Source organism: Streptomyces sp. SP18BB07, from assembly GCF_036322545.1.
In the GTDB taxonomy this organism is placed as follows: Bacteria; Actinomycetota; Actinomycetes; order Streptomycetales; family Streptomycetaceae; genus Streptomyces; species Streptomyces deccanensis.
The window spans coordinates 15414-36791 of sequence record NZ_JAQYWT010000198.1 but is presented as its reverse complement, the minus strand read 5'-3'; the positions used below and the strand labels follow the sequence as shown (position 1 = coordinate 36791).

17 protein-coding genes and 4 pseudogenes are annotated in these 21378 nt (G+C 70.1%); 8 read left to right on the top strand and 13 right to left on the bottom strand.

What is annotated here, in order from left to right:
• Positions 1-374: 374 nt before the first annotated feature.
• Both PUR53_RS02005 and PUR53_RS02000 read right to left on the bottom strand, forming a co-directional pair.
• The gene (locus PUR53_RS02005; RefSeq protein ID WP_329907163.1) at positions 375-1028 is read right to left on the bottom strand and encodes a response regulator transcription factor; all 654 of its coding nucleotides are present in this window, start codon (positions 1026-1028) and stop codon (positions 375-377) included.
• Positions 1025-1624, bottom strand: coding sequence for a sensor histidine kinase (locus PUR53_RS02000; protein ID WP_329907162.1), 600 nt, complete (start codon positions 1622-1624; stop codon positions 1025-1027). The genes PUR53_RS02005 and PUR53_RS02000 overlap by 4 nt, the downstream gene beginning before the upstream one ends.
• A 26-nt stretch (positions 1625-1650) precedes the next feature.
• Here PUR53_RS02000 and PUR53_RS01995 point away from each other — a divergent pair, with 26 nt between their 5' ends.
• Together PUR53_RS01995 and PUR53_RS01990 are read left to right on the top strand one after the other, a co-directional pair.
• Entirely contained in the window at positions 1651-2121 is a 471-nt protein-coding gene (locus PUR53_RS01995) for a hypothetical protein (RefSeq protein WP_329907161.1), read from the top strand.
• 227 nt (positions 2122-2348) lie between these two features.
• On the top strand, positions 2349-3311 hold the full coding sequence (locus tag PUR53_RS01990) for an SDR family NAD(P)-dependent oxidoreductase (RefSeq protein ID WP_329907160.1): 963 nt from the start codon (positions 2349-2351) through the stop codon (positions 3309-3311).
• A 404-nt stretch (positions 3312-3715) separates the two neighbouring features.
• Here PUR53_RS01990 and PUR53_RS01985 read toward each other — a convergent pair whose 3' ends face one another.
• Positions 3716-4627, bottom strand: a complete 912-nt coding sequence (locus tag PUR53_RS01985) for an alpha/beta hydrolase (protein ID WP_329907159.1) — start codon at positions 4625-4627, stop codon at positions 3716-3718.
• Positions 4628-4940: 313 nt separating this feature from the next.
• Here PUR53_RS01985 and PUR53_RS01980 point away from each other — a divergent pair, with 313 nt between their 5' ends.
• Complete coding sequence (locus PUR53_RS01980; protein WP_329907158.1) at positions 4941-5174, top strand: CGNR zinc finger domain-containing protein; 234 nt, start codon at positions 4941-4943, stop codon at positions 5172-5174.
• 55 nt (positions 5175-5229) lie between these two features.
• Here the strand turns inward: PUR53_RS01980 and PUR53_RS01975 are convergent, their stop codons facing one another.
• On the bottom strand, positions 5230-5739 hold the full coding sequence (locus PUR53_RS01975) for a winged helix-turn-helix transcriptional regulator (protein ID WP_329896757.1): 510 nt from the start codon (positions 5737-5739) through the stop codon (positions 5230-5232).
• Between the two features lie 160 nt (positions 5740-5899).
• On the opposite strand from PUR53_RS01975, the gene PUR53_RS01970 reads away from it, so the two are divergent.
• Positions 5900-6913 carry an NADP-dependent oxidoreductase gene (locus PUR53_RS01970; RefSeq protein WP_329907157.1) on the top strand — a complete coding sequence of 338 codons (1014 nt, stop codon included), beginning with the start codon at positions 5900-5902 and terminating at the stop codon, positions 6911-6913.
• 355 nt (positions 6914-7268) lie between these two features.
• Here PUR53_RS01970 and PUR53_RS01965 read toward each other — a convergent pair whose 3' ends face one another.
• The gene (locus PUR53_RS01965; protein WP_329907156.1) at positions 7269-9140 is read right to left on the bottom strand and encodes a HEAT repeat domain-containing protein; all 1872 of its coding nucleotides are present in this window, start codon (positions 9138-9140) and stop codon (positions 7269-7271) included.
• Here PUR53_RS01965 and PUR53_RS01960 point away from each other — a divergent pair.
• The gene (locus PUR53_RS01960) at positions 9127-9426 is read left to right on the top strand and encodes a hypothetical protein (RefSeq protein ID WP_329896760.1); all 300 of its coding nucleotides are present in this window, start codon (positions 9127-9129) and stop codon (positions 9424-9426) included. The genes PUR53_RS01965 and PUR53_RS01960 overlap by 14 nt on opposite strands.
• Positions 9427-9750: 324 nt before the next feature.
• Here the strand turns inward: PUR53_RS01960 and PUR53_RS01955 are convergent.
• Positions 9751-10038: pseudogene (locus tag PUR53_RS01955) on the bottom strand (M23 family metallopeptidase); the annotation flags it as partial.
• A 117-nt stretch (positions 10039-10155) separates the two neighbouring features.
• Positions 10156-10389 (bottom strand): annotated as a pseudogene (locus tag PUR53_RS01950) (peptidoglycan-binding protein); the annotation flags it as partial.
• Positions 10390-11215: 826 nt separating this feature from the next.
• Between PUR53_RS01950 and PUR53_RS01945 the strand changes: the two are divergent.
• Entirely contained in the window at positions 11216-11773 is a 558-nt protein-coding gene (locus tag PUR53_RS01945) for a PadR family transcriptional regulator (RefSeq protein ID WP_329896761.1), read from the top strand.
• A gap of 152 nt (positions 11774-11925) precedes the next feature.
• The gene (locus PUR53_RS01940) at positions 11926-13650 is read left to right on the top strand and encodes an acyl-CoA dehydrogenase family protein (protein WP_329907155.1); all 1725 of its coding nucleotides are present in this window, start codon (positions 11926-11928) and stop codon (positions 13648-13650) included.
• A 170-nt stretch (positions 13651-13820) separates the two neighbouring features.
• Here the strand turns inward: PUR53_RS01940 and PUR53_RS01935 are convergent, their stop codons facing one another.
• A complete protein-coding gene (locus tag PUR53_RS01935; RefSeq protein ID WP_329907176.1) occupies positions 13821-14513 on the bottom strand; it encodes an alpha/beta fold hydrolase in 693 nt (230 codons plus the stop codon).
• A gap of 229 nt (positions 14514-14742) precedes the next feature.
• Between PUR53_RS01935 and PUR53_RS01930 the strand changes: the two are divergent.
• Positions 14743-15690: pseudogene (locus PUR53_RS01930) on the top strand (helix-turn-helix transcriptional regulator); the annotation flags it as partial.
• Between the two features lie 224 nt (positions 15691-15914).
• Here PUR53_RS01930 and PUR53_RS01925 read toward each other — a convergent pair.
• From PUR53_RS01925 to PUR53_RS01905, 5 genes and pseudogenes are all read right to left on the bottom strand, one after another.
• The gene (locus PUR53_RS01925) at positions 15915-16580 is read right to left on the bottom strand and encodes a hypothetical protein (RefSeq protein WP_329907154.1); all 666 of its coding nucleotides are present in this window, start codon (positions 16578-16580) and stop codon (positions 15915-15917) included.
• Complete coding sequence (locus PUR53_RS01920) at positions 16577-17197, bottom strand: hypothetical protein (protein WP_329907175.1); 621 nt, start codon at positions 17195-17197, stop codon at positions 16577-16579. The genes PUR53_RS01925 and PUR53_RS01920 overlap by 4 nt, the downstream gene beginning before the upstream one ends.
• Before the next feature lie 81 nt (positions 17198-17278).
• Positions 17279-17419 (bottom strand): annotated as a pseudogene (locus tag PUR53_RS01915) (IS982 family transposase); the annotation flags it as partial.
• Between the two features lie 87 nt (positions 17420-17506).
• Positions 17507-18592 carry a DNA polymerase III subunit beta family protein gene (locus PUR53_RS01910; RefSeq protein WP_329907153.1) on the bottom strand — a complete coding sequence of 362 codons (1086 nt, stop codon included), beginning with the start codon at positions 18590-18592 and terminating at the stop codon, positions 17507-17509.
• A 101-nt stretch (positions 18593-18693) separates the two neighbouring features.
• A complete protein-coding gene (locus tag PUR53_RS01905; RefSeq protein WP_329907152.1) occupies positions 18694-20700 on the bottom strand; it encodes a serine/threonine-protein kinase in 2007 nt (668 codons plus the stop codon).
• Positions 20701-21378: the final 678 nt, after the last annotated feature.

Sequence of the window (21378 nt, the reverse complement as noted above, 5' to 3'; positions counted from 1 at the left end):
GGTCGCCGGGCCGGTGGTGCGGTCTCCTCGGCCGCCGAGATCAACAGGTCGTTCGCCTCGGGGGCTGCCCACGGTCACCCGCAGGCCGCTGCAAGGGAAGGACCGGGCCAGCAGACCGCGACGCTCCCACTCCTGAGCCACCGTCGAGGCATCGCCCGTCGGCAGCCACAGGAAAGGGAACGCGCCGACGCCATCGACCGGGGCTTGGAGAACAGCAGCTGACGGAATGATCAGCCAGGTGCTGTCAAGGCGGAGCACACGAGAGGAGCTGGACGTCATGCACCTGCGGATTCACGAGGTCGACGTTCCCATACACGACAGCAGCGACTGCTGCCCACGGCTCAGCGCGGCGGCTCTCTCGGAGCAGGGGCGGGTCAGTCCGGAGTGATGCCGGTGAGGACAGCGAGAACGGCGAGACGGATGCGGTTGTCTCGGCCCGTCTTCGCCATCAGGCTCGCCACGTGCGTCTTCACCGTGGTGACCCCGAGATGCAGCCGGTCGGCGATCTCCTTGTTGGACAGGCCCACGCCGAGCAGGCCGAGTACCTCCCGCTCGCGCGGAGTGATGCCCGGTACCGGGAGGTCCGTAGGGGTGTCGGAGGAGGAACGGGCGTGGAGAGCCTGGGCGACGAGACGGTCAAGGATGTCCCGGCTGAAGGGGGCCTCGCCGTTGGCGGCCCGGCGTACGGCGTCCAGGAGTTCGGTCGGTGGGGTGTCCTTGACGAGGAAACCGCAGGCTCCAGCCGCGAGCACCGGATACAGATGGTCGTCGTCGTCGAACGTGGTGAGGGCGACGACCCGGGTGGCAGGGCGCGCCGCCAGGATGCGGCGGGTGGCCGTGATGCCGTCCATGCCGGGCATTCTCAGGTCCATGAGGACGACGTCGGGAGTGAGGCGTTCAGCCAGTCGTACCGCCTCCGCTCCGTTGTCCGCCTCGCCCTGGATCTCGATGTCCTGAGCCTGCTCGAAGAGCATGCGCAGCCCCATGCGGACGAGCTGCTGGTCGTCGACGACGAGGATGCGGATCACAGCTGGGGCTCCATGTCGGGCGCGACGGCGGGCAGTTCGGCCGTGAGTCGCCAGCCCCGAGCCGCGGGGCCGGCATCCAGCCGGCCACCGAGCAGGTCCACGCGTTCGCGCATGCCGATCAAGCCGTGTCCGGATGGGCCCGGGGCCGGTGGCCGGGTCCTTCCGGCCCCGTCGTCGTGGATCGTCACGTGTACGGCGTCATCGGCCACCCGCACGGCCAGCTCGGCGTGTGCGCCGGGTCCGCCGTGCTTGGCCGCGTTGGCCAAGCCCTCCTGGGCCAGGCGGAGGACCGCGAGGCCACGTACCGCGTCGAGCCGTGCAACACCGGGATCCACGGAAGCGGTTACGGCCAGGCCGGTCTGGCGGCTGTGGTCCACCACCGACTCCAATGCCGCCGGCAGTGCCCCAGGCGAGACCAGGGAACCGGTGTCGGGAGGGGTACGGTCCGGGGCGCGCAGTACAGCCACCAGGCGCCGCAGATCGGTCAGTGCCGCGCCGGCACTGGAGTGCAGGTCGTCAAGGACTTCGGTGATCCGCGGGTCGGTGGTGCTGGTGGCGGCGATGACATGCCGGGCGACACCAACGCGCAGCACCATGGAGGAGACGTGGTGGGCCACGAGGTATGCAACTCGCGCGCGATGGTGGTGCGCTCCGCTGCGCGGGCGGCCAGCAGCTGTTGTTCGGCGCGGAGTTCCTGCTGTTCTGCGTGTTGACGGGCGTGCACTGCGGCGTCGCGGGTCACACGAACGTACGCGCCCAGGAGGAGTGGCAGGCCTGCGACGATGCCCATCTTGTAGAGCACCGGAAGAAGTTCGCCGGGCAGGTCCTCAAGACGATTCGCGGCGACGGCAAGCGCCAGTGCCGTCGTCCCGGCGGCCAGGCGGCGCCCGGGCTGCCGAACCGCCAGCTCGAAGAGAGTCACGGCGGCCAGCACCTTCAACGAAGAAAGGGTGCTCGCGCCCAGCGCGTGTGCGACAACGAGCAGGACCGACTGCGCCAGGAGCGCGCCGAACGCCCACTTACCCGCGGCCAGACACAGCATGAGTCCGGCTGCGGCAAGACCCCAGTCTTGTGCTCCGGACGGCCGCTGTAGCAGCAGGAAATCGCCGATCAGTAAGCCGGCGAGCGCAAAGACCCGTATGACGGCGAATTTTCTGTCGAACGCAAGCTCGATCCAAGATCGGTTCACGCGGCCCACGATAGGCGGATGCCCGTGCTCCTGGGTCCTGCCATGGGAGGAGGGCAACTCCTCCTACCGGCCGCGAGGTCCGGCCCGAGGATGGAGTCGTGTGCCCGGGACGGGCTGCCAGTGTGCTCGTCATGGATACGAACGCGAACACGGACACGAGTACCAACACTAGTGCGAATTGCGCGGCCACGGGGCGACGGTCCCTCCTTGGTGGTGCTGCCGCCCTGGGCCTGGCGAGCGCGGCCTTCGGCACCACTGCCCATGCGGTCGGCGCCCAGTCCGGGTCCCGCACCAAGGCCGGCCGTTTCCAGGGAAAGTCGGTGCTCATCACGGGTGCCACCTCGGGTATCGGCAGGGCGGCGGCGAAGGTGTTCGCCGGGGAGGGTGCCCATGTCGGTTTCTGTGGCAGGCGAGCCGACTTGGGGCGCCAGGTGGAACGGGAGATACGGGACGCGGGCGGCGAAGCCACGTACATCCAGGCCGATGTCCGGATAGCCGCCCAGGTACAGAGCTTCGTGGACCGAGTCGCGAGCCGTTACGGCGGCATCGACGTGGCCTTCAACAACGCCGGAATCGGCGGCGGCAAACTACCCCATGAGATGAGCGTCGAGGAGTGGGATGACGTCCAGGCCACCAACGCCCGAGGCGTGTTCCTCGCGATCAAGTACGAGATCCCGCACATGCTCAGGGCGCAGCGCGGCGTCATCATCTGTACCTCGTCGTCAGCGGCCGAACAGGCGCGGCCGAACGGCGCCGCCTACACCGCAAGCAAGCGGGCGGTGCAGGGCATAGTGAAGGCCGCGGCGCTCGCGTACGGAACCAAGGGAATCAGGCTCAACGCCCTGTTGCCCGGTACCACCGACACCCCCTTCGTCCGCCCGCCGGGAATTCCGGACGCGGAATGGGCCGAGTACAAGCAGGCATGGGGGCCGCTCAACGTCGACGGTCTTGAACGGATGGCCGACGCCGAGGAGATCGCGCGCGCAGTGCTCGGGCTCGCGTCCGACGACTTCCCCTATATGACGGGTGCGTCGGTCACCGTGGACGGCGGAAGCACCACGGGCCGGAAAATTACCCCGCCGAGCGGTACCTGAGCTTGGGCCCTTGACCTGTGCAGCGATTCGCCGACGCGCCAAGACCAGCTCATCCGGGTGGGGAACCGCTCGGACAACGCGATCGGTCGACTCGATGGGACTCGCTTCACACCTCGGTACGGCCGGCGGACCGAGCGCCTGCGGTCGACGCTCGCCACGGTCGGCCTCGCGCTCGCCGGTCGGGCCGGTGCCCGCATGGCGAGCGTGTTCGGCGTATCCGTGAGTCGCAGCACGGTGCTGCGGCTGGTCGAAGCATTGCCCGGGCGCTGTCACGTCGGCTGGGCGGGTTGGGATGATCGCCCACCTTCAGCTGGCAGCGATTCCTCCCGGTGAGGTGCCGGATACGGCCTGTCCGGGCGGGATCCGGGAAGATCACCGCAGCGGCGATGTGTGCCATGCGGTGTTCAGGCGCCGAGATGCCGGCGCAGCCACCGGCCCATCTGCGCGATCGCCTGGTCGACTTCGGGTACGCGGCCGGCAGCGAGGATGAACGAGTGTTGCCCTTCGGGCATCGGGTGGACCTCGGAGGTGACCTTGAATTCGGTGAGCCGGTGTCCGAGTTCGGCGCCGTCGCCGGCGAGGGTCTCGTACTCGCCGTAGTGCACGGCGGTGGGCGGCAGGCCGGTCAGGTCGGCATGGACGAGGCTGACCCTCGGGTCGGCGAAGTCCAGGGCGGGGTCCTGCAGCCAGGCTCCGCGGAAGAGTTCGAGGGTGGTGCGGCTGAGCATCCTGTCGTTTTCCTCGTTCTCGTCGACCTTGGGGTTGGAGATGGTGAGGTCGGTCCACGGTGAGATGCTGACGATGGCGCCGGGGGTGGCCTCGCCGTTGGCGAGCAGCCGCAGCGGCAGCATGATCGCGAGGGTGCCGCCGATGGAGTGGCCGGTGCTGCCGATGTTCTGCGGCTCGTAGCCCTGCGCCAGCAGCCACCGGTAGGCGGTCTCGGCGTCGTCGAGCTGTGCCGGATAGGGGTGTTCGGGGGCCAGCCGGAAGTCCACGACCAGGGAGCGGATCCCGGCGGCTTTCGCGATGTGGCCGGCGGCCTTGCGGTCGGAGTGCATGGACGCGGTGACCGAGCCGCCGAAGTGGAAGTGCAGCAGCGCCCGGTCGGGGTCCGCGCCGGCGGGGATGCACCAGAGGGCTCGGACGCCGCCGGCGTCGACCTCGGCGTAGGTGACGCCTTCCGGTTCGGTCGAGGCCAGGTGGTGCGTCTCGACGATGTCGCGCACAATGCCCAGGTCGAGGCCCGGCGTGGACGATTTGGCGCGCACGCTGTCCAGGAACTGCGCGAACTGCTGCGCCTGCGGACTGGTTCCCACGATGACACTCCTGTCTGTGCTGGGCACGCTGGTCGTGCCCAGACGGTTCGAAGCTGCAACAAGGTGCGGGCAAGGCCGTGTTCGCCGGCTCGACGGCGAGCGTCAGCCGGGCAGCCGGCCGACAGGTGCGGACGCTTCTGCCGAAGGTCCGGGTCGGCCGGATGCGGCGCAGCACGCTGATGCCCTACAACGCACCCGTCACGAGGGCCACCGGCCGTGTCGCTGCCACCACCGGCCCCCGGTCATTTATATTACGCCCATACGACCATAGGGCGAGGGGGGCGAGGAGCAATAGGCTGGGGGAAATCAAATTATGATCGTACGCTCAATGTGGGCTCGGAAGGCGGCGACCAGCCGCCAGCCGGACGAGGACAGGAGTGTGCGGGGAGCGGTACGGACGCGGCCGGTACGCGCCTGCGGCGCGCACGCATGCGCCCTGCGCTTCGTGGACCGCTCCCCCGCCCGCAACCGCCGCTGGTGCTCCATGTCCCGCTGCGGCAACCGCACAGAAAGCCCGCCTCCACCAGGCCCGGGCCAGACGCAGTGAGCACACCCCGGCAGACTGAAACCCCTCACCAGCTCCTAGCGCCGCCGCGCTCCGTTCACTCGGCGGGCCTCAGACGGAAGGCGGGGCCGGGGACGCTCTCGATGTCCTGCGGCTGCACGGCGTGGCCCCGCTCGCAGCGGATCCGGGCGTCGACGGGCGCGCCGCAGCCGCGGTGCCGCGACAGCATGGCCGGGCCCTCCGGGTCGGCGCGGTAGCGGTCGCCCCACTGCAGCAGCCCCATCACCGCCGGGACCAGATCCACGCCCTTGCGCGTGATCACGTACTTCGGCCGACTCCGCGAGCCCGGCTCCTTGTAGGTCTCGGTGGCCAGGATCCCTTCCTCCACGAGCATCTTGAGCCGCGCCGCGAGAAGGTTGCGGGGACAGCCCAGGACGCGTTCGAACTCGCCGAAACGGGACGAGCCGTAATAGACCTCGCGCAGGATCAGGATCGTCCACTTCTCCCCCACGACCTCCAGGGTCCGGGCGATCGAGCAGTTCGACGCGTCCCGGTCGAGCCGGGGGTCCGCACCCGCGTCCTGCAGAGCTTCGGTCGTTGCATCCATGAGGGGATTCTAACCCCTCTGAGTTTACTTTTCCATACTCAGCTAGTAGCGTCGTGGCCGGCACACCAACCCGGCCGCACGCGAGCAACGGGCGCGCAGCGGGACCCGCCCGAACCATCGCATCAGCCACCGGACACACCCGCGCAGAAAGGCGGCCGACATGAAGGCCTTCGTCGTCGAGAAGTACGGCAAGGACGGCGTCCGCGCCGCAGACGTACCCGAGCCCACCGTCGGAGACCGCGACGTCCTGGTCAGAGTGAGCGCCGCCAGTGTCAATCCGCTGGACAAGATGGTCCGCAACGGGGAGTTCAAGCAGCTCCTGAAGTACAAGCGCCCCTTCGTGCTCGGCCACGACGTGGCCGGCGTCGTCACACGGGTCGGATCCGCCGTGCACGGCTTCGAGGCCGGCGACGAGGTCTACGCCCGCCCGCGCGACCTGCGGGTCGGCGGCTTCGCGGAGTACATCGCAATCGACATGGACGATGTCGCGCTCAAGCCCGCCTCCCTCACCCTCCAAGAGGCAGCCGCGGTGCCGCTGGTGGCCCTGACCGCCTGGCAGATCCTCGTCGAGCGCGCACACGTGCAGCCAGGGCAGAAAGTGCTCGTCCACGCCGGAGCCGGCGGCCTCGGATCCACGGTCATCCAGCTCGCCAAGCACCTCGGCGCCACGGTGGCGACGACCGCGAACACCAGGTCCGAGGAACTGGTCAGGAGCCTCGGCGCCGACATCGTCCTCGACTACACCAAGGAAGACTTCTCCCAGGTGCTCTCGGACTACGACCTGGTGCTGGACTCGCTGGGCGGAGCGAACCTCGAGAAGTCCCTGACCGTACTCAAGCCCGGCGGCCTGGCCGTCAGCGTCGTCGGCCCGCCCGACGCCGCCTTCGCCAAGCAGCTCGGCGCCCCTGCCGTCATGGGCCTGGTCATGAACACCCTCAGCCGCAAGATCCGCAAGCAGGCCAAAGCACTGGGCGTGCGCTACGAGTTCCTCTTCATGCAGGCCAACGGCTCCCAACTGCGCAAACTCGCCGCCCTCTACGACAGCGGCAAGCTCCGCCCGATCATCGACAGCGTCTTCCCCTTCGACCAGACCCTCGAGGCGATGGCCCACGTCGAGCAGGGCCGCACCAAGGCCGGCAAGGTCGTGGTCTCGATGGAGCCCGACAGCAACTGAGACGCGGCCGGCAACAGCCCCTCCGTCGGCACAGTGACCGGAGGGGTCACGACACCGCCGCGATCCGAAGGGCACCACGCTCGCGGAGAGCCGCAGTCGCAGGGGTGCGGTGCCATCCGGTACGACGTATGCCCCCAGCACAGCGCGGCACGCGGCTCTGGATGCCCGCGCCAAGCATCCCCCGCCGCCCGCCTGCCTCGTACCGGATCCGCTCACGAAACCGCCGCCGCTCCGGTGTCTGTCCTCCACCCTGCGCGTACCGCAGACCACCGGCCTACCGCAGGAAACACCACACCTCACCACCCCCGACAACAAATCCGAAAAGACCAGCAGCCCACAGAGGAGTGACGCAGCCTCATGTTGTCCGAGGAGCGGGGGCTGACGGCGCTGGGGGATCGAGCCGGGCGATGAGGGTGCGGACCATCCGCTGGAGTTCTTCGTCGTGGCCGATGCTCTGGAATCTGCCGCCGCGCCGGGGCAGGGCCAGTTGCTCCCGGAGCAGGGGCAGGGCCGGTGCCGCGAGGGGGCCCATGCGATCCAGACAGGCCACAACGTGATTGGCCGTCGCAGGGTTCTGGATCATGGCCTGCAGCAGGGCCTCCAGGACCGCCGGTACCTCGCTCTCGCCGCCGATCTCCCACAGCGCGGCCGCGCAATGCACCCGAACCCACTCGTAGTCGTGCGCCAGAAGGCCTCGCAGGCGCGGCAGTGCAACGGAGGCGGGCGGGCCTATCTCGCCGAGCAGATCAGCCGCGTCACTGATGCGGAAGGTGATCGGGTCGTCGAGGAGGCCGAGCAGGAGCGGCATGACCTCGGCCAGGTCTTCGCCGACGGCCCACAGCGCGGCCACGGCGGCGGGCCGTACGTGGGCGTCGGTGGCGGTGGTCAGCGACCGGATCGTGTCCAGTGCGACGACTCCCGCAGGGCCGAACGCACCCAGTGCCTGCAGGGCTGATTGCGTGACGCCGTGCTGCTCATGGCGCACCGCGGCGTCGAGCGTGTCCACCACCCTGGGAACCGCTGCGGGGTCGCCGAGGGCGGCCAGGGCGGCCAGGATCGCGTTGGCGCTCATCTCGGTCCACTGCTGGGAGAGGTCGACCCGGCGCAGGTGATCGCCGAGCCGGGGCACCAACTCCTCCGCCGCCTGCGGCAGATGCCCTGCGACCTGGATCGCGCGCCAGGCGTCGGCGTCGCTGTCCAGCGCGGCCAGCAGACTCGGCACCGCGCGTGTGTCGCCGAGGCGCGCCAGGGCCCGGACGCCCTCCTGGTGACTACTGCGCAGGTGCCCCTTCGGTGCGGCCCATACGTCGGGGCCGTGCGCCGCGCGTTGGGCGTCGATGTGCGCGGCGAGTGCCTCCCGGGCCGGGGCGGCGATCGGGTGGCAGGACTCCAGGACAGCCGCGGCCTCGGCGGAGACCTCCTCGTCGGCCGTGGTGAGCTGGGCGGCGACCAGCAGCAGAAGGCGGGTGTGGTCCCCGCGCCAGGTCCGCATCAGCTCCCCACTCATCCGGACCGCGTCCAGGCGCGAGCCGGGGTCAGGGCTGCTCAGCTGCTCGGTCAGCACCGCGGTGCGCTCGGGCAACCGGGCGCCCAGGGCTTCGTGGAACGTACGCAGCAAGGCCGTGGTCGGCGCGTACACGCGCGTGTGCCGGTCGAGATCGGCGAAGGCGGCGACGATCTGAGGTGCAACCGTGTCCGTGGCCGCCGGGTGGCTCGGGGCCGGTGCGATCGGCCGCACGGGTAGGGCGCGGACGGTCTCGCGCAGCAGGCCCACAGCGGCCGGGACGACGTCCTCGCCGATCTCATCCGGGACGCAGCGGGCCCGCTGGACAAGGGCCGCGAGCCGGGTCACCGGGCCCTGCGCCGGGTCGGCGGCCAGCCCGGTGAGCCAGTCCATCATCTGGTGCGAGGCCGCCGGAAGGCGCAGTGCCAGGGTGGCCGCCGTCTCAACGGTCCGCAGCCGCGCCGCGATACCTTGCTCGGCGGCCAGCAGCTCGCGCAGCACTGCGGCGGCCAGGTCGGCGTCGTCGAGGAAGAGCCCGAGCCCGCCAATCGCGGCCAGGCGCACGTCCGGGTCGCTGTCGCGGGCGAGTTCGGCGAATTCCCCACCCCGCTCGCGCAGGAAGGCAACGGCCTGCGTGCAGCCCGACGGGGGGCAATACTCGATCTCGGTGCCGTCGTCCTCGAAACCCCTCTCGAGGGACTCCCGGCCGATGTTGACCAGCAACTCGACGGGATTGCAGAGCGAGGAGAACCCGCTTGCGGAGCAGTTGAAATCCGGCGCGGCCGAACATCTGGCGCTTGAGCATCTTGATGCGATTCACGTGGCCATCGACGACGCCGGAATTTCAGGAGGTGGAGAGACCGGCGGTGACTGCGTCCAGGTCCCGCTCGAGGCCGCAGGCGAAGGTATGGAGGCTGGGAAGGTCGTCGGCACCCGGACGGCCGCGATCCACTCCGCGATTCGCTCGCCTTCCCACTGGGTGAGCATTCGGGCGAAGGAACGGACGTGACCGGCGGGGGCTTCGAGTACGCGGCAGTCGTCGAGCGCCGCCTTCAGCCGCACCCGGTTGTCCTCCCCGAGAGCGTCGGGGTGGGTAAGCAGCCAGCCGGAGACCGTACGACCGAGGGGGGCCGGAAGTCCGGGGACGCGGTGTCGTTCGCAGGGGTCACGCACGTCCGCATGCACCGGGAAAGCCGGGACCTGCGACGCCGGCATGAACGCCGTCAGGTACACATGTGGCCGATCAGCTCCGGCGCCTGCCGGGCCGCACCGTCAGCACCGTGCCGCCCATGCTGCGGGCCACCACGTTGACCGGACCTCCGCAGGCCGACCTCTACCAGGTGGGGGCCACGTCGGATCCGAAGCCGCCACCAGCCGGGCGCTTCTCGAAGTGCAGATGAGGGCCGGTGGAATTTCCGGTGGACCCGACCTCTCCGATCTTGTCGCCGGCTTTCACGGAACCCCGGGTCACCGTCTTTTTGGAGAGGTGGCAGTACCAGAAGTCGAATCCGCCGACGCGTAGCACGAGGAAGAGGCCGAAACTGTCGTCGTCCCCGCTGCGGACTATGGAACCGCTGCGCACCGCGACGCATGGCGCGCCCTTCGGAGCGGCGTAGTCCGCGCCGGTGTGGTAGCCGAGGCTCCAATGGGACCCTTTCTTTCGGTAGGGGGTGGTGACTCCCTTTCCCGGTACGGGGGATGCGACGCGGCCACCAGGAGTTGGGGGCGGGGTGCCCTTCGGGACGCGGAGCCGGTCCCAGGAGGTCTTTCCTGGAATGCCGTTGGCGTCGGCTCCCGCGAATTTGAGCTTGCGTTGCCAGGCGGCGTACGACTGTTGATCGGCCTCGGTCCACACGGGGCCAGGGCCCTCCCGGTACTTCCCGCACCCTTCCGCTACCAGGCGTTTACCCATCGCGCTGATCACGGGACTGCGTTGTCCCGTGTGGAAGAATGCCGCTCCTGGGAAGGGCGCCAACGCGGACATAGCGCCCCCTCCTTTCAGTGAGGGACCGGGTCGGTGAATGGGTCGCGTCGCACGCCTGCTGGGCAAGCGCGCCGGGCCGCGGCCTCGCCAACGGGCAGTCCCGAACTACCGTCAACTCAGTGGTTTTCATTCCGGCTGCTATCAGCGCCTTCTGAACGGCCTTGGTCCCTTGGAACGTTGGAGGCCGTCAATGGGTGAGCCTGCCAGGAAGGTGCACGGCTCTGGGGTGTGCGCTGCTTTCCGACACACTCGCCCTGTCTCCATCATGAGCCCCACGGAAAGGGTGCGCAATCTGGTGAGGTGCAGCTCCTGTCGTCATCGTTGTCGAATGCGAGGCCCGGGGCCATCCCTTGCGAGTGGGATCCGAGGTTGCTGACGCCGTCGTATCGAGTCCACAGCAGGTGCTCGGAGACAGGGACGTAGCCGAGTGCTTCGAGTTCGCCGTGGCCAGATGGTCCGGGTCGTCGAGTCGCCTCAGCAGTGCCCACGTGCGCTGGTCGTCAATGGACATCTGCGGCTTCTCCTTGCTGATGGCCCAGTTGCTCGGCCAGTCCGACGATGATGCCCGCCGGGCCGCGGACGTAGCAGAGCAGATAGCTGTCCTCGAACCGGGCGATCTCGCCGACGAGTTCAGCGCCGTGAGGGCGCAGGCGGGCAAGGGGTGCTACCCAGCCTCATCGTGTAGTGCATCGGCTTGCCGGTCCTGTTCTTCACCGCACCGCAGAGGTACTTGCCGGGGCCTCCGCCACCGGGTGAGCGGTGTCTCACCGCCACGGCGTTGCTATGCAACGAGGTGCATAGCATGATCGTGCACATGGCGCTCGAGCACGCGATCCTCGTCTCCTTGCTGGAGAAGCCGGGCTCCGGCTATGAGCTGGCCCGGCGGTTCGAGCGGTCCATCGGGTACTTCTGGACCGCCACCCACCAGCAGATCTACCGCGTACTCAAGCGGATGGAGGGCGACGGCTGGGTCGACGTCCGGGAGGTCCCTCAGTACGGCCGTCCGGACAAGAAGGAGTACTCCGTCGCGGGGCCCGGACGGGACGCGCTCTCCGGGTGGCTCCACGAACCGACCGAGCCCGACAGCGTCCGCCACGACCTCGCGGTGAAGATCCGCGGCGCCGCCTTCGACGACCCGGCCGCCCTGATCAGCGAGGTCGAACGGCACCGGCAGGCGCACACGGACCGCTTGGACCACTACCTCGCGGGCGCGGCCCGCGACTTCGGAGACCCCCCGGCGGACGGCCCGCTCGACGCCGAACGGGAACTCCAGCACGTCGTGTTGCGCGGCGGCATCGCGTACGAGCGCATGATGATCGCCTGGCTCGACGACGTACTCGCCACACTCGCCGGCTTCGCCCCCGGTCACTGACCGGCCGGCCCGAGCCGGACGCCAGGGCGTGACCAACGACTCGACTCCAGGACAACGACCCGAGCAGACGCCCCCGGACATCACCAGGGGCGTGAGCCGGAACCCGTGTCCGTCCGCACCCACCCTCACCCCTCAGCCGAAAGGCGGCATCCATGGCCGACGCGCTGCTCTTCAACCCGCGGACCTACGACCCCGCGCACTTCGACCCGGAGACCCGCAGGCTGCTGCGCGCCACCGTGGACTGGTTCGAGGAACGGGGTAAGCGCCGACTGATCGAGGACTACCGGACCCGTGCCTGGCTCGGCGACTTCCTCGCCTTCGCCGCCAAGGAAGGGCTCTTCGCGACGTTCCTCACGCCCGCCACCGCCGCCGCGGAGGGCGAGGACGACAAGCGCTGGGACACCGCCCGCATCGCCGCGCTCAACGAGATACTCGGCTTCTACGGCCTCGACTACTGGTACGTCTGGCAGGTCACCATCCTCGGACTCGGCCCGGTCTGGCAGAGCGACAACCTCGCCGCCCGTGCCCGCGCCGCCGAACTGCTCTCCCAGGGGGAGGTGTTCGCCTTCGGCCTGTCCGAGAAGGCGCACGGTGCCGACATCTACTCCACCGACATGCTCCTGGAGCCCGACGGCACGGGCGGTTTCCGGGCCACCGGCTCCAAGTACTACATCGGCAACGGCAACGCCGCCGGGCTCGTCTCGGTCTTCGGCCGCCGAACCGACATCGAGGGCCCCGACGGTTATGTCTTCTTCGCCGCCGACAGCCGTCACCCGGCGTACCACCTGGTCAAGAACGTCGTCGACTCGTCGAAGTTCGTCAGCGAGTTCCGCCTGGAGGACTACCCCGTAGCCCCGGACGACGTCCTGCACACCGGCCGCGCCGCCTTCGACGCCGCCCTCAACACCGTCAACGTGGGCAAGTTCAATCTGTGCACCGCCTCGATCGGTATCTGCGAGCACGCCATGTACGAGGCCGTCACCCACGCGCAGAACCGCATCCTCTACGGCCGCCCCGTGACCGCCTTCCCGCACGTGCGGCGGGAGTTGGCCGACGCGTACGTCCGGCTCGTCGGGATGAAGCTGTTCAGTGACCGCGCCGTCGACTACTTCCGCACCGCCGGCCCCGACGACCGACGCTACCTCCTCTTCAACCCTATGACGAAGATGAAGGTGACCACCGAGGGCGAGAAGGTCATCGACCTGATGTGGGACGTCATCGCCGCCAAGGGTTTCGAGAAGGACAACTACTTCGCCCAGGCCGCCGTCGAGATCCGCGGCCTGCCGAAGCTGGAGGGAACCGTCCACGTCAACCTGGCGCTGATCCTGAAGTTCATGCGCAACCACCTCCTCGACCCGGTGGCGTACGAGCCCGTCCCGACGCGCCTCGACGCGGCCGACGATGCCTTCCTCTTCCGGCAGGGCCCGGCCCGTGGTCTCGGCTCGGTGCGCTTCCACGACTGGCGGCCGGCCTTCGACACGTACGCCCACCTGCCCAACGTCGCCCGGTTTCGTGAACAGGCCGACGCGCTCTGCGAGTTCGTTCTCACGGCCGCGCCCGACGAGAAGCAGAGCCGGGACCTCGACCTGCTCCTCTCCGTAGGGCAGCTCTTCGCGCTCGTAGTGCACGGGCAGTTGGTCCTGGAGCAATCGGCCCTGGCGGATCTCGACGAGGACGTGCTCGACGAGCTGTTCGCCGTCCTGGTGCGGGACTTCTCCGCCCATGCCGTCGAACTGCACGGCAAGGACTCCGCGACCGAGGCGCAGCAGCGCTGGGCGCTCGGCGCGGTCCGGCGCCCGGTCGTCGACGGGGCGCGTTCGGAGCGGGTCTGGCAGCGCGTGGAGGCTCTGTCGGCGGCGTACGAGATGATGCCGTGACGCCTTGACGGACACGCCGGCGGAGGACGGGGGGCCGCCCCCGTCCTCCGCTGCGCGTGCGGGTGCACGTGACAACCCGGCATGCCGCCAGGCGAGTTGTCTGCCATGCGCTACGGGATGAGCGAGGTCCGGCAAGGAACCGTCCTGCAAGGCGGGGATTCCGGAAAGCATCAGCCGTCGGCCGTGTCGGCTGCCGTGGCCAGGATCCGGGCCAGCTCGGCAGGCTTGGTGATCATGGGCCAGTGGCCCGAGTCGATGTCGGCGAGGTCGACGTGCTTGGCCCGGGCGAGTTCCGGGATGTCGCCGGCGTCGATCCACTCCTGAGCCTGCGCGGGCGTGAACTCCGGGCATACGACGACGACCGGGACGTCGAACCGCCGGTCGTCCGCCAGCCGCACCACGCCCTGGGCCACACCCCGGGGTACGGGGATCGCGGCAGCCGCCAACTCCTGCCGGGCCTCATCGTCGAGGTCGGCGGCGTCCGGCCCCTCGAACGGGCCCCAGCCCGGGAAGGGCATGACGCCATCTTTCACCTCGAAGAAGTCGGCGTACAACTGACCGTGGGAGGACGGGAAGCCGCCGATCAGGGCGACCTTGGCCAGCCGCCCCGGCCGTCGGTCGGCGGCCAGCCAGCTCAGCGAACAGGCGGCGGAATGCCCCACCACCATGAGCTTGCCGGGCGCGGCGTCCACTGCGGCGAGCACCGCCTCCAGCTGGTCGTCGAGCGTGGCGGACGCGGAGCCGGTCCCCTGACCCGGCAGGGTGAGGGGCACGGGGTGATGGCCGAGCGCCTCCAGCGCGGAGGCGACACGGCCCCACACGGAGCCGTCCAGCCACAGGCCGCCGATGAGCAGGATGTTCATGGTCAGTTCCCCCTCTTCCGCCGCACTCCTGTGCCGCACGAAGGTCACCGTAGGAGGAGTTCCGGACGATCCACTGCCGGTTTGTGCGGCGATCACCCGAGCACCCGGCGAAGTCCCGTAGGGGCAAGGGGGAACGAACCGTCCCGGGCGCGCGCCCTCGCCCCACGGGGTCGGGAATTCCCACGGACTCTTCTGCCCGGGGCCCGGCGGGGCGGACTAGCCTGCTCGCGTGTCGAACGATCTCAGCCCCACCGCGCGGGCCCTGCGCGCCCTGGAGATCATCCAGACCCGGCCCGGGACGACAGCCGGTGAACTCGCCGAGCGACTGGGCGTCACGGAGCGGGCCGCGCGCCGCTACGTCGGGATACTCCGGGAGGCCGACATCCCGGTGGAGTCGACACGGGGGCCGCACGGCGGTTACCGGCTGGGGCGCGGGACGAGGCTGCCCCCAGTGCATTTCACGCAGGCGGAGGCCCTCGGCCTCGTGATGGCCGTACTCAGCGGCCAGCCGGGCACGGCCGACGCCGACGACCTGGTCAGCACCGCCCTGGGCAAGGTCGTCAAGGCGCTGCCGGAGAGCGTCGGCCACCACGCGGCGATGCTGCGGGAGCACGCGTCGGCCGCACCGGACCCGTACTCGGCCCGCCCGGATCCGGCCGTCACCGGCGCGCTCGTCGACGCCGTCGCCGCCCGGGAACGTGTGTCGGTCACGTACCGCAGCGGGGCGGGCGACGAGTGGGAGGCGGAGGTCGATCCCTGGTCCCTCGTCGTCCGTTACGGGCGCTGGTACCTACTGTGCCACTCCCACCGCGCGAACGCGATACGCACGTACCGGGTCGACCGGGTCCACGCCGTCCGGCGGACGGGGCGCGGGTTCGAACCGCCGGAAGGTCTCGATCCGGTGGCGGTGTTGGAGGAGAACCTGGGCCTCGGATGGGAGTTCTCCACGCGGGTGGTGTTCGACCTCCCGTTGACCGAGGTGGCGCCCTGGATCCAGCCGCCCATGGGACGGCTCGAACCCTTGGGGAACGGGTGCGTGCTGGTGGGCAGCACGCGCAACCCGGACATGTACGCGCAGGAATGGCTCGCGAGGCTGCCGTTCGCGTTCCGGGTCGAGGGCGGCGAAGAACTGCGTGCGGCGGTCGCGGCACTCGTGACACGGTTCACGGCAGCGGTGGCCGGCCTTGAGCAAAAAGAGGACGCGAGCGCTGGCGAGGCCCTCTCCGAGCACCCATCGGACCGACGCCGTCAGCGCGAACTACTCCCGAGCGACAAGCACTCAGGACACCGCTTCCCCCTTGCCCGGGGTGCCGTGGGCACGCCCACTGATACACGAACGGGGTCGCTGCCGTGCCGGGTCCGAGGCGTCGGGCACCTGTGCTTCCCGCGTGCCCGCCGCGCCTATTCGGCTGGTTGACCCGCGGGCCAATGGGGGTTCGGAGTGCCGTCATCGTTCATGTGCGCCCGCCGCCACATTTCCTTCCAGCTGTACGCAGTCTCCGGCACGAGCTGGTGGCGCCGCCCGCACGGACACGGCGTCGGCGCCCACGCGCAGCGGCCGCACAGCTCCACCCATCCGTGCCCGGTCGAATGCGGCTCCAGCGGTCCCTCATCCCCGCACGCCGGGCAGCCCGGCAGCTCAGCGCCGTCGAGAAGCGCGTTCTGCCGCCGGACGTACGCGGGCAGCCGCAGAGGCGGGTGGCGGAACGGGTCGTCGTACCAGGCACGCTCCGATCCCTCCCACCAGCCCCGTAGCCACCACGGCCGAGGGTCCGGCACAGCCCGCCGCCCGGCGCGCTTCTCCGCCCGGCGCTGCCCTGCGTACTCCCTGGCCCGCGCGAGCCACAGCTCCCGCGCCTCGTACAGTTCCTCCACCGCCCGCACGAGCGCGTCCGGATCGGCTTCCAGCCGCCGGGGAACCGCGGCGCTGAGCGTGAGGTGGTGGTACGTGGCCCGCAGGCCGTAGGGCGCGAAGACGGTGAGACAGGTCCGCAGCGCGCTGTGCCGGCGGTGCAGGGGGAGCCGGGCGTCGTGCACGCGCGCCCGGTGGGTCAGGAAACTGGTCACTGTGTGAGTTCCAGGTCCAAGGCCCGGGCCAGGGCGGCGGTGACGGCGGTGGCGTACGGGGGCAGGTGGTCCTCGGCCCAGCTTCCGGCGCGGTCGTGGAAGTCCCGCAAGTCCTGCTGAGCTCCGGTGACCAGGGCGCGCACCTCGTCCACCGGCAGCTCGATCACCGGGCTGCCGTCCACCGCGTAGACGTCGAGCGTCAACCGGACGGTGTCGCCGACGCGTTCGGCCATCGAGGACGGGTCGTGGCCGAAGGAGGCGCAACCGGTGCCGTCGAGCACCTCCGCCCATTCCCGCCACGTCTCCAGGCCGTTGCAGCAGCCCGGGTCGATGAAGACGGTGCCGGTGGCGTCGTCGGTCACTCGGAATCCGCCGGCGGCCAACAGGTCGGGCATGGTGAGCATCCCGTGCAGGAACACGCCGATCGGGTCGCTCGGGCACGGCCCGTGCTCCTCCTCCGGCTCGAAGTCGTTGCACTCGGCGATCCGCATGATCGCCCTCCCGACCTGCTCCGGTGTCAGCTGCCCGTGCAGCGCGAGATAGCCGTAGGACTCGTGCTCACCGATCGGCCAGAGCGCGAAGCCGTCGGCGGCGACGATCTCCAGGACGGGTTGCATCACGATCACACGGCGATGATGCCGGAACCACTGCCGCACCGCCACGGGCTTTCGCCGCGGCACTCGGGCTCAAGGCGGGCACCATCGGGCCTCGCGGTGGAAGCCCAGGACGGCCTGGGCCACCGCCAGGGTCACGAGTTCGGCACCGGTCGGCCGCGGCGGACGTCCACGCCACCGCGGGGTCTTCAGACGGTCATCGACGTGTACGTACAGTGCCGTCAAGAGGGTGTCTGAATCGGTCGTCGCAACCCGATGTCGGAAACCCTCCCTCCGTTCGTGAACCCCGCGATCGGAACTACTCCTCCCGTCCTAGCCCTCCAATCGGACCGGCATCAGAAGCGAGAAGGCGTGCTCGTCGTCGGGGCGGCGGATCGCGAGCGGTGCCGTGGGCGCGCCCACCTCCAGGATCAGTTCGTGCCGGGCTGCGGCGGTGAGCGCGTGCAGCAGGAACTCGCGGTTGACGGCCACGTTGTTCTGGTCGTCGGCACCGTCGTCGCAGACGATCACGGTCCCGTCCTCCGCCACCCGGAGCACGCTCAGGTCGTACGGCTCGCCGTCCTGCTCACGTGTCTCACCCTCCCGGACCGGGCCGGTCTCCAGGGCCTGGCGGAAGGCCGCCGTCTCGACGCGGGCCCGTCGTCCGGCCGGGAGGTGGACGAGGCGACGGTAGTCGGGGAACTCGCCACCGAGGCTCTGCCCGGCCGCCTGCCGGTCCCCGGTCTCGAGCGTCACGCGGTCACCGTCCACGATGAGTCCGGCGGGCTCATGGCCGGTCAGCAGGGCCCGCATCGCGTCAGCGAGCGGAAGAGGCACGACCACCTGCGTTCGAGGCTCGCCATGCCCGGTCGTACGTGCCCCCGCGACCGCCATGCGGTAGCGATCGGTGGCCACGAGACGCAGCAGTTCGCCCTCGATGTCGAACAGGATCCCGCCGAGCATCGGCAGCTCCGCGTCGGTACCGGCGGCGAAACGGACCGCGTCCAACGCGGCGGCCAACTCCGGCGCGGGCACGGAGAACCGGGCGGTGGCGGTGTGTAGCGAGGTCATGGAGGCTGTCTCCCTGTGATCGAGTAGGGCTCGGAGCGTGGAGAACTCACTGCGGGCATCGGACAGCCCCAGCTCGAGACGGCGCAGGTGCGCCTGAAGCAGACCGCGCACCAGTTCCATGTCCGCGCCGCCCCAGCCGGCCAGGACGAGCCGGATGTCGGCCAGCGGCATGCCCGCCCGACGCAACCGGGCCAGCAGCCGGGCCTCTTCGAGCTGCTCGGGTTCGTACCAGCGATAACCGCTCACCGGGTCCACCCAGGCCGGAACCAGCACTCCGGCACGGTCGTAGAACCGCAAAGCGCTCACCCCGAGCCCGCTGTCCCGGGACATCTCTCCAATGCTGTGCATCTCGCTCTCCACACCCGGGACTCTGGTGCCTCGACCATGTCGAGGGTCAACCTGAGCCCCTCCCCCTCTCTCGATCAGGCGGGACAATCGGCCTTTCTCGATCAGGCGGGGCAGTCGGCGAGCGTGGTGGCCGTGCCCCAACGGATCATGAGATAGCCCGACCCGCCGATCTCCGCCACGGCGTAGCGCGTGTACGGCCAGCCGAAGCCCGCGTTCTGACGCTGTTTCACCAGGGCACGGCACGCCTCCCCCGCGGCCATGCCGGCCCAGGTCTCGACCTGACCCTGGTTCCACATCAGGTAGTCCGACCACACGTACATGGCCGAGTTCGCCGGGTCGAAGCCCACCTTGATCTCGTCGTGGCCGAGGACCTGACCGGTGCCGAGCGTCGGGCGCATCTCGTTGCTCCGCTCGATGACTTTCTTGGCGGCACGGTCCGCGACCCGGATCTCGTCGCTGTCGGTACTGGGAACCATCGCCGCCCCGAGGCCGTTCTCGTCCGGCTCCCAATCCGGTTCCGGCTCCGCTTCGGTGCCGCGGGGCTGCGCCGTGCCGTCCTCGGCCGCCGACCGACACCCTTCGTCGGCGACGAAGTCCTCCTGCCATGTCACCTGCGGGTCGCGGCCCGCCTCCTCGCGCACCGTGACGTAGGTGCGATACGGCAGATCCGGGTGGACGTTGAGGACCGAATCGCGCAACGCGAGACACATCGCTCTGGCGATCTCTGTCTCCGCGATCAGCGTTCCGTGGGCGTCGGTGTCCAGGCCGTACGAGAAATAGACCTCACGGCGTGCCTCGTGGAACGTCACGCTCCCCGGAGCGAGCCGGACGTCGCTCATCTCCCCGGACAGAACGCTTTGGTCATGCAGGACGGACCGGGCCACGTCGTGTTCGGCCTGCCCCTGGGCCGTGCGGGCTTCCGCCCAGCTCACGGCGCTCGCCGCGCCGTCGCTCACGGTTGTGCCCCGCTCCGCCGCCGTGCCCTCCTCGTCGGTGTTCACGGCCCGCGGGCCAGGCCCGGCGGGCGCGGAGGACGAGGTCGAGGCCTCGCGCTTCCCGCCGGCGGTGGTGTCGGGCATCAGAGCCGTCACCCCGCCGATCAGGCCGCCGATCGCCGCCGCCGCCACGAGCACGGCGCCCGCCCGGCGCTTCGCCGACCGGCCCGGCGGCGCCTGCCATGCCGGGTCGTCCCCGGCCGGCACATCCCAGAGTTGGGCGACCATGTCACCGGCCTGGGTCGGCAGCGCGTGGACGCCCACGATCTGGGTGGCCTGCGAGGCCGGCAACGCCCCGCACAGCTGGGCCACTTCGGCGGCCGCGGGTCGGTCCCCCGGTTCCTTCGCCAGCGCCTTCTCCAGGATCCCGCGCAGGGACGGGCCTACGCCGTCCAGGTCCGGTTCCTCCGACATCACGCGGAAGGCGACCACGTCGGGTGTGCCGACGCCGAAGGGCAGTCTTCCGGTCGCCGCGTAGGCCACGAGAGCTCCCCAAGCGAACATGTCGCCCGCCGGGCCCGCGGTGCCCTGCCGGTACTGTTCGGGGCTGATCCAGCCCGGCGTCCCGGTCATGACGCCGGTACGGGTGACACTGGTGCCGTCGAAGGTGTGCGCGATACCGAAGTCCAGAATGCGGGGGCCGGCGGGCGTGAGAATGACGTTCTGAGGTTTCACATCGCGGTGCACCACACCTGCGGCATGGATCGCGGCCAGGGCCTGCGCGGTGGCCGCCGCGAAAGCGTGCGAGCTTCCTTCGGCGAGCGGCCCACGCTCGCGCACATGCTGGTCCAGGGTCGGGCCGGGGACGTAGGCGGTGGCCAGCCACGGGGTCGCCGCATCGGTGTCGGCGGCGAGCAACGGAATCAGATAGGGGCCTGTGACACGGGAGGACAGTGCCACCTCACGTGTGAAACGGGCCCTGAACTCCGGTTCCTGCGCCTGCTCGGGATGGATCACCTTGACCGCCACGCGTGTCCCGTCCGAGGTGACTCCGGCATGGACTGTGCCCATGCCTCCCGCGCCGAGACGTCCGACGATGCGGTAGGGGCCTATACGGGAGGGATCGCCGGGACGCGCCGGTTGGACTCTTGCGCCGGAGCCGATTGCGCTCACGCGTACTTCCTTGCACTGGGGAGCGGCCTGGAACAGGCCGACAGGGAGTGACGGATCGACAGACTGGCGTGTCTGCCGGAAGACCGACGGCCGATGGGTGGACGAGGTGGCGAGTGGAGCGGGCACAAACAGCGGCTCCGCGAGTCCGCAGGCGCAACCGCCTCCGCAGCACCACCGGCCACCCTGCGCGCAGCCGCTTCAGCGGCCGCTGTCGCTGTCGCTGCCCGCATCGGACTCTCCGCAGGGCCCGGGCCGGCACCTCCGATGTCGCCATTCATCGCATCATCGTCCCCGATCCCCTACCTCGCTGTGGTCTGAACAGCGGGAATGGGCGGGTCCGTTGCGGCAGATCGCTCCTCGGCGTCGGTCAACTGACCGCAGGTCTCGGCATGGCCAGCAAGCCGGCCGGCCGTCAGGGGCCCCGCCCGCGCGCCCAGGTGTACGCCGGTCCGCCCGCCGCCGCCTTCCAGGCGGACCCGAGCCGCCGCGCGCCGGCAACCCGCGTTCGGGGAAGTGCCGCGCGGCACGCCCGAGTTCGGCGACAGGCGGTCCGCGCGCTCGCCCCCGTGCGCGGCGTACGACGGCGGCCGCGCGAGAAGGGTCGCCCGTGTCTGGACGCGTCCGCATGCCTGACCCTAAGGTACGCAGTAAGCGCTTTCTGGCCTGGTCATGCCAACC

Coding starts and splice junctions, on each gene's coding strand:
- PUR53_RS01940 (WP_329907155.1), top strand. CDS start 11,926: ATGGCCGACGCGCTGCTCTTCAACCCGCGGACCTACGACCCCGCGCAC.
- PUR53_RS01935 (WP_329907176.1), bottom strand. CDS start 14,513: ATGAACATCCTGCTCATCGGCGGCCTGTGGCTGGACGGCTCCGTGTGG.
- PUR53_RS01995 (WP_329907161.1), top strand. CDS start 1,651: ATGCAACTCGCGCGCGATGGTGGTGCGCTCCGCTGCGCGGGCGGCCAG.
- PUR53_RS01970 (WP_329907157.1), top strand. CDS start 5,900: ATGAAGGCCTTCGTCGTCGAGAAGTACGGCAAGGACGGCGTCCGCGCC.
- PUR53_RS02000 (WP_329907162.1), bottom strand. CDS start 1,624: ATGGTGCTGCGCGTTGGTGTCGCCCGGCATGTCATCGCCGCCACCAGC.
- PUR53_RS01960 (WP_329896760.1), top strand. CDS start 9,127: ATGTTGACCAGCAACTCGACGGGATTGCAGAGCGAGGAGAACCCGCTT.
- PUR53_RS01980 (WP_329907158.1), top strand. CDS start 4,941: ATGATCGTACGCTCAATGTGGGCTCGGAAGGCGGCGACCAGCCGCCAG.
- PUR53_RS01910 (WP_329907153.1), bottom strand. CDS start 18,592: ATGCACAGCATTGGAGAGATGTCCCGGGACAGCGGGCTCGGGGTGAGC.
- PUR53_RS01990 (WP_329907160.1), top strand. CDS start 2,349: ATGGATACGAACGCGAACACGGACACGAGTACCAACACTAGTGCGAAT.
- PUR53_RS01945 (WP_329896761.1), top strand. CDS start 11,216: ATGGCGCTCGAGCACGCGATCCTCGTCTCCTTGCTGGAGAAGCCGGGC.
- PUR53_RS01920 (WP_329907175.1), bottom strand. CDS start 17,197: ATGCAACCCGTCCTGGAGATCGTCGCCGCCGACGGCTTCGCGCTCTGG.
- PUR53_RS01975 (WP_329896757.1), bottom strand. CDS start 5,739: ATGGATGCAACGACCGAAGCTCTGCAGGACGCGGGTGCGGACCCCCGG.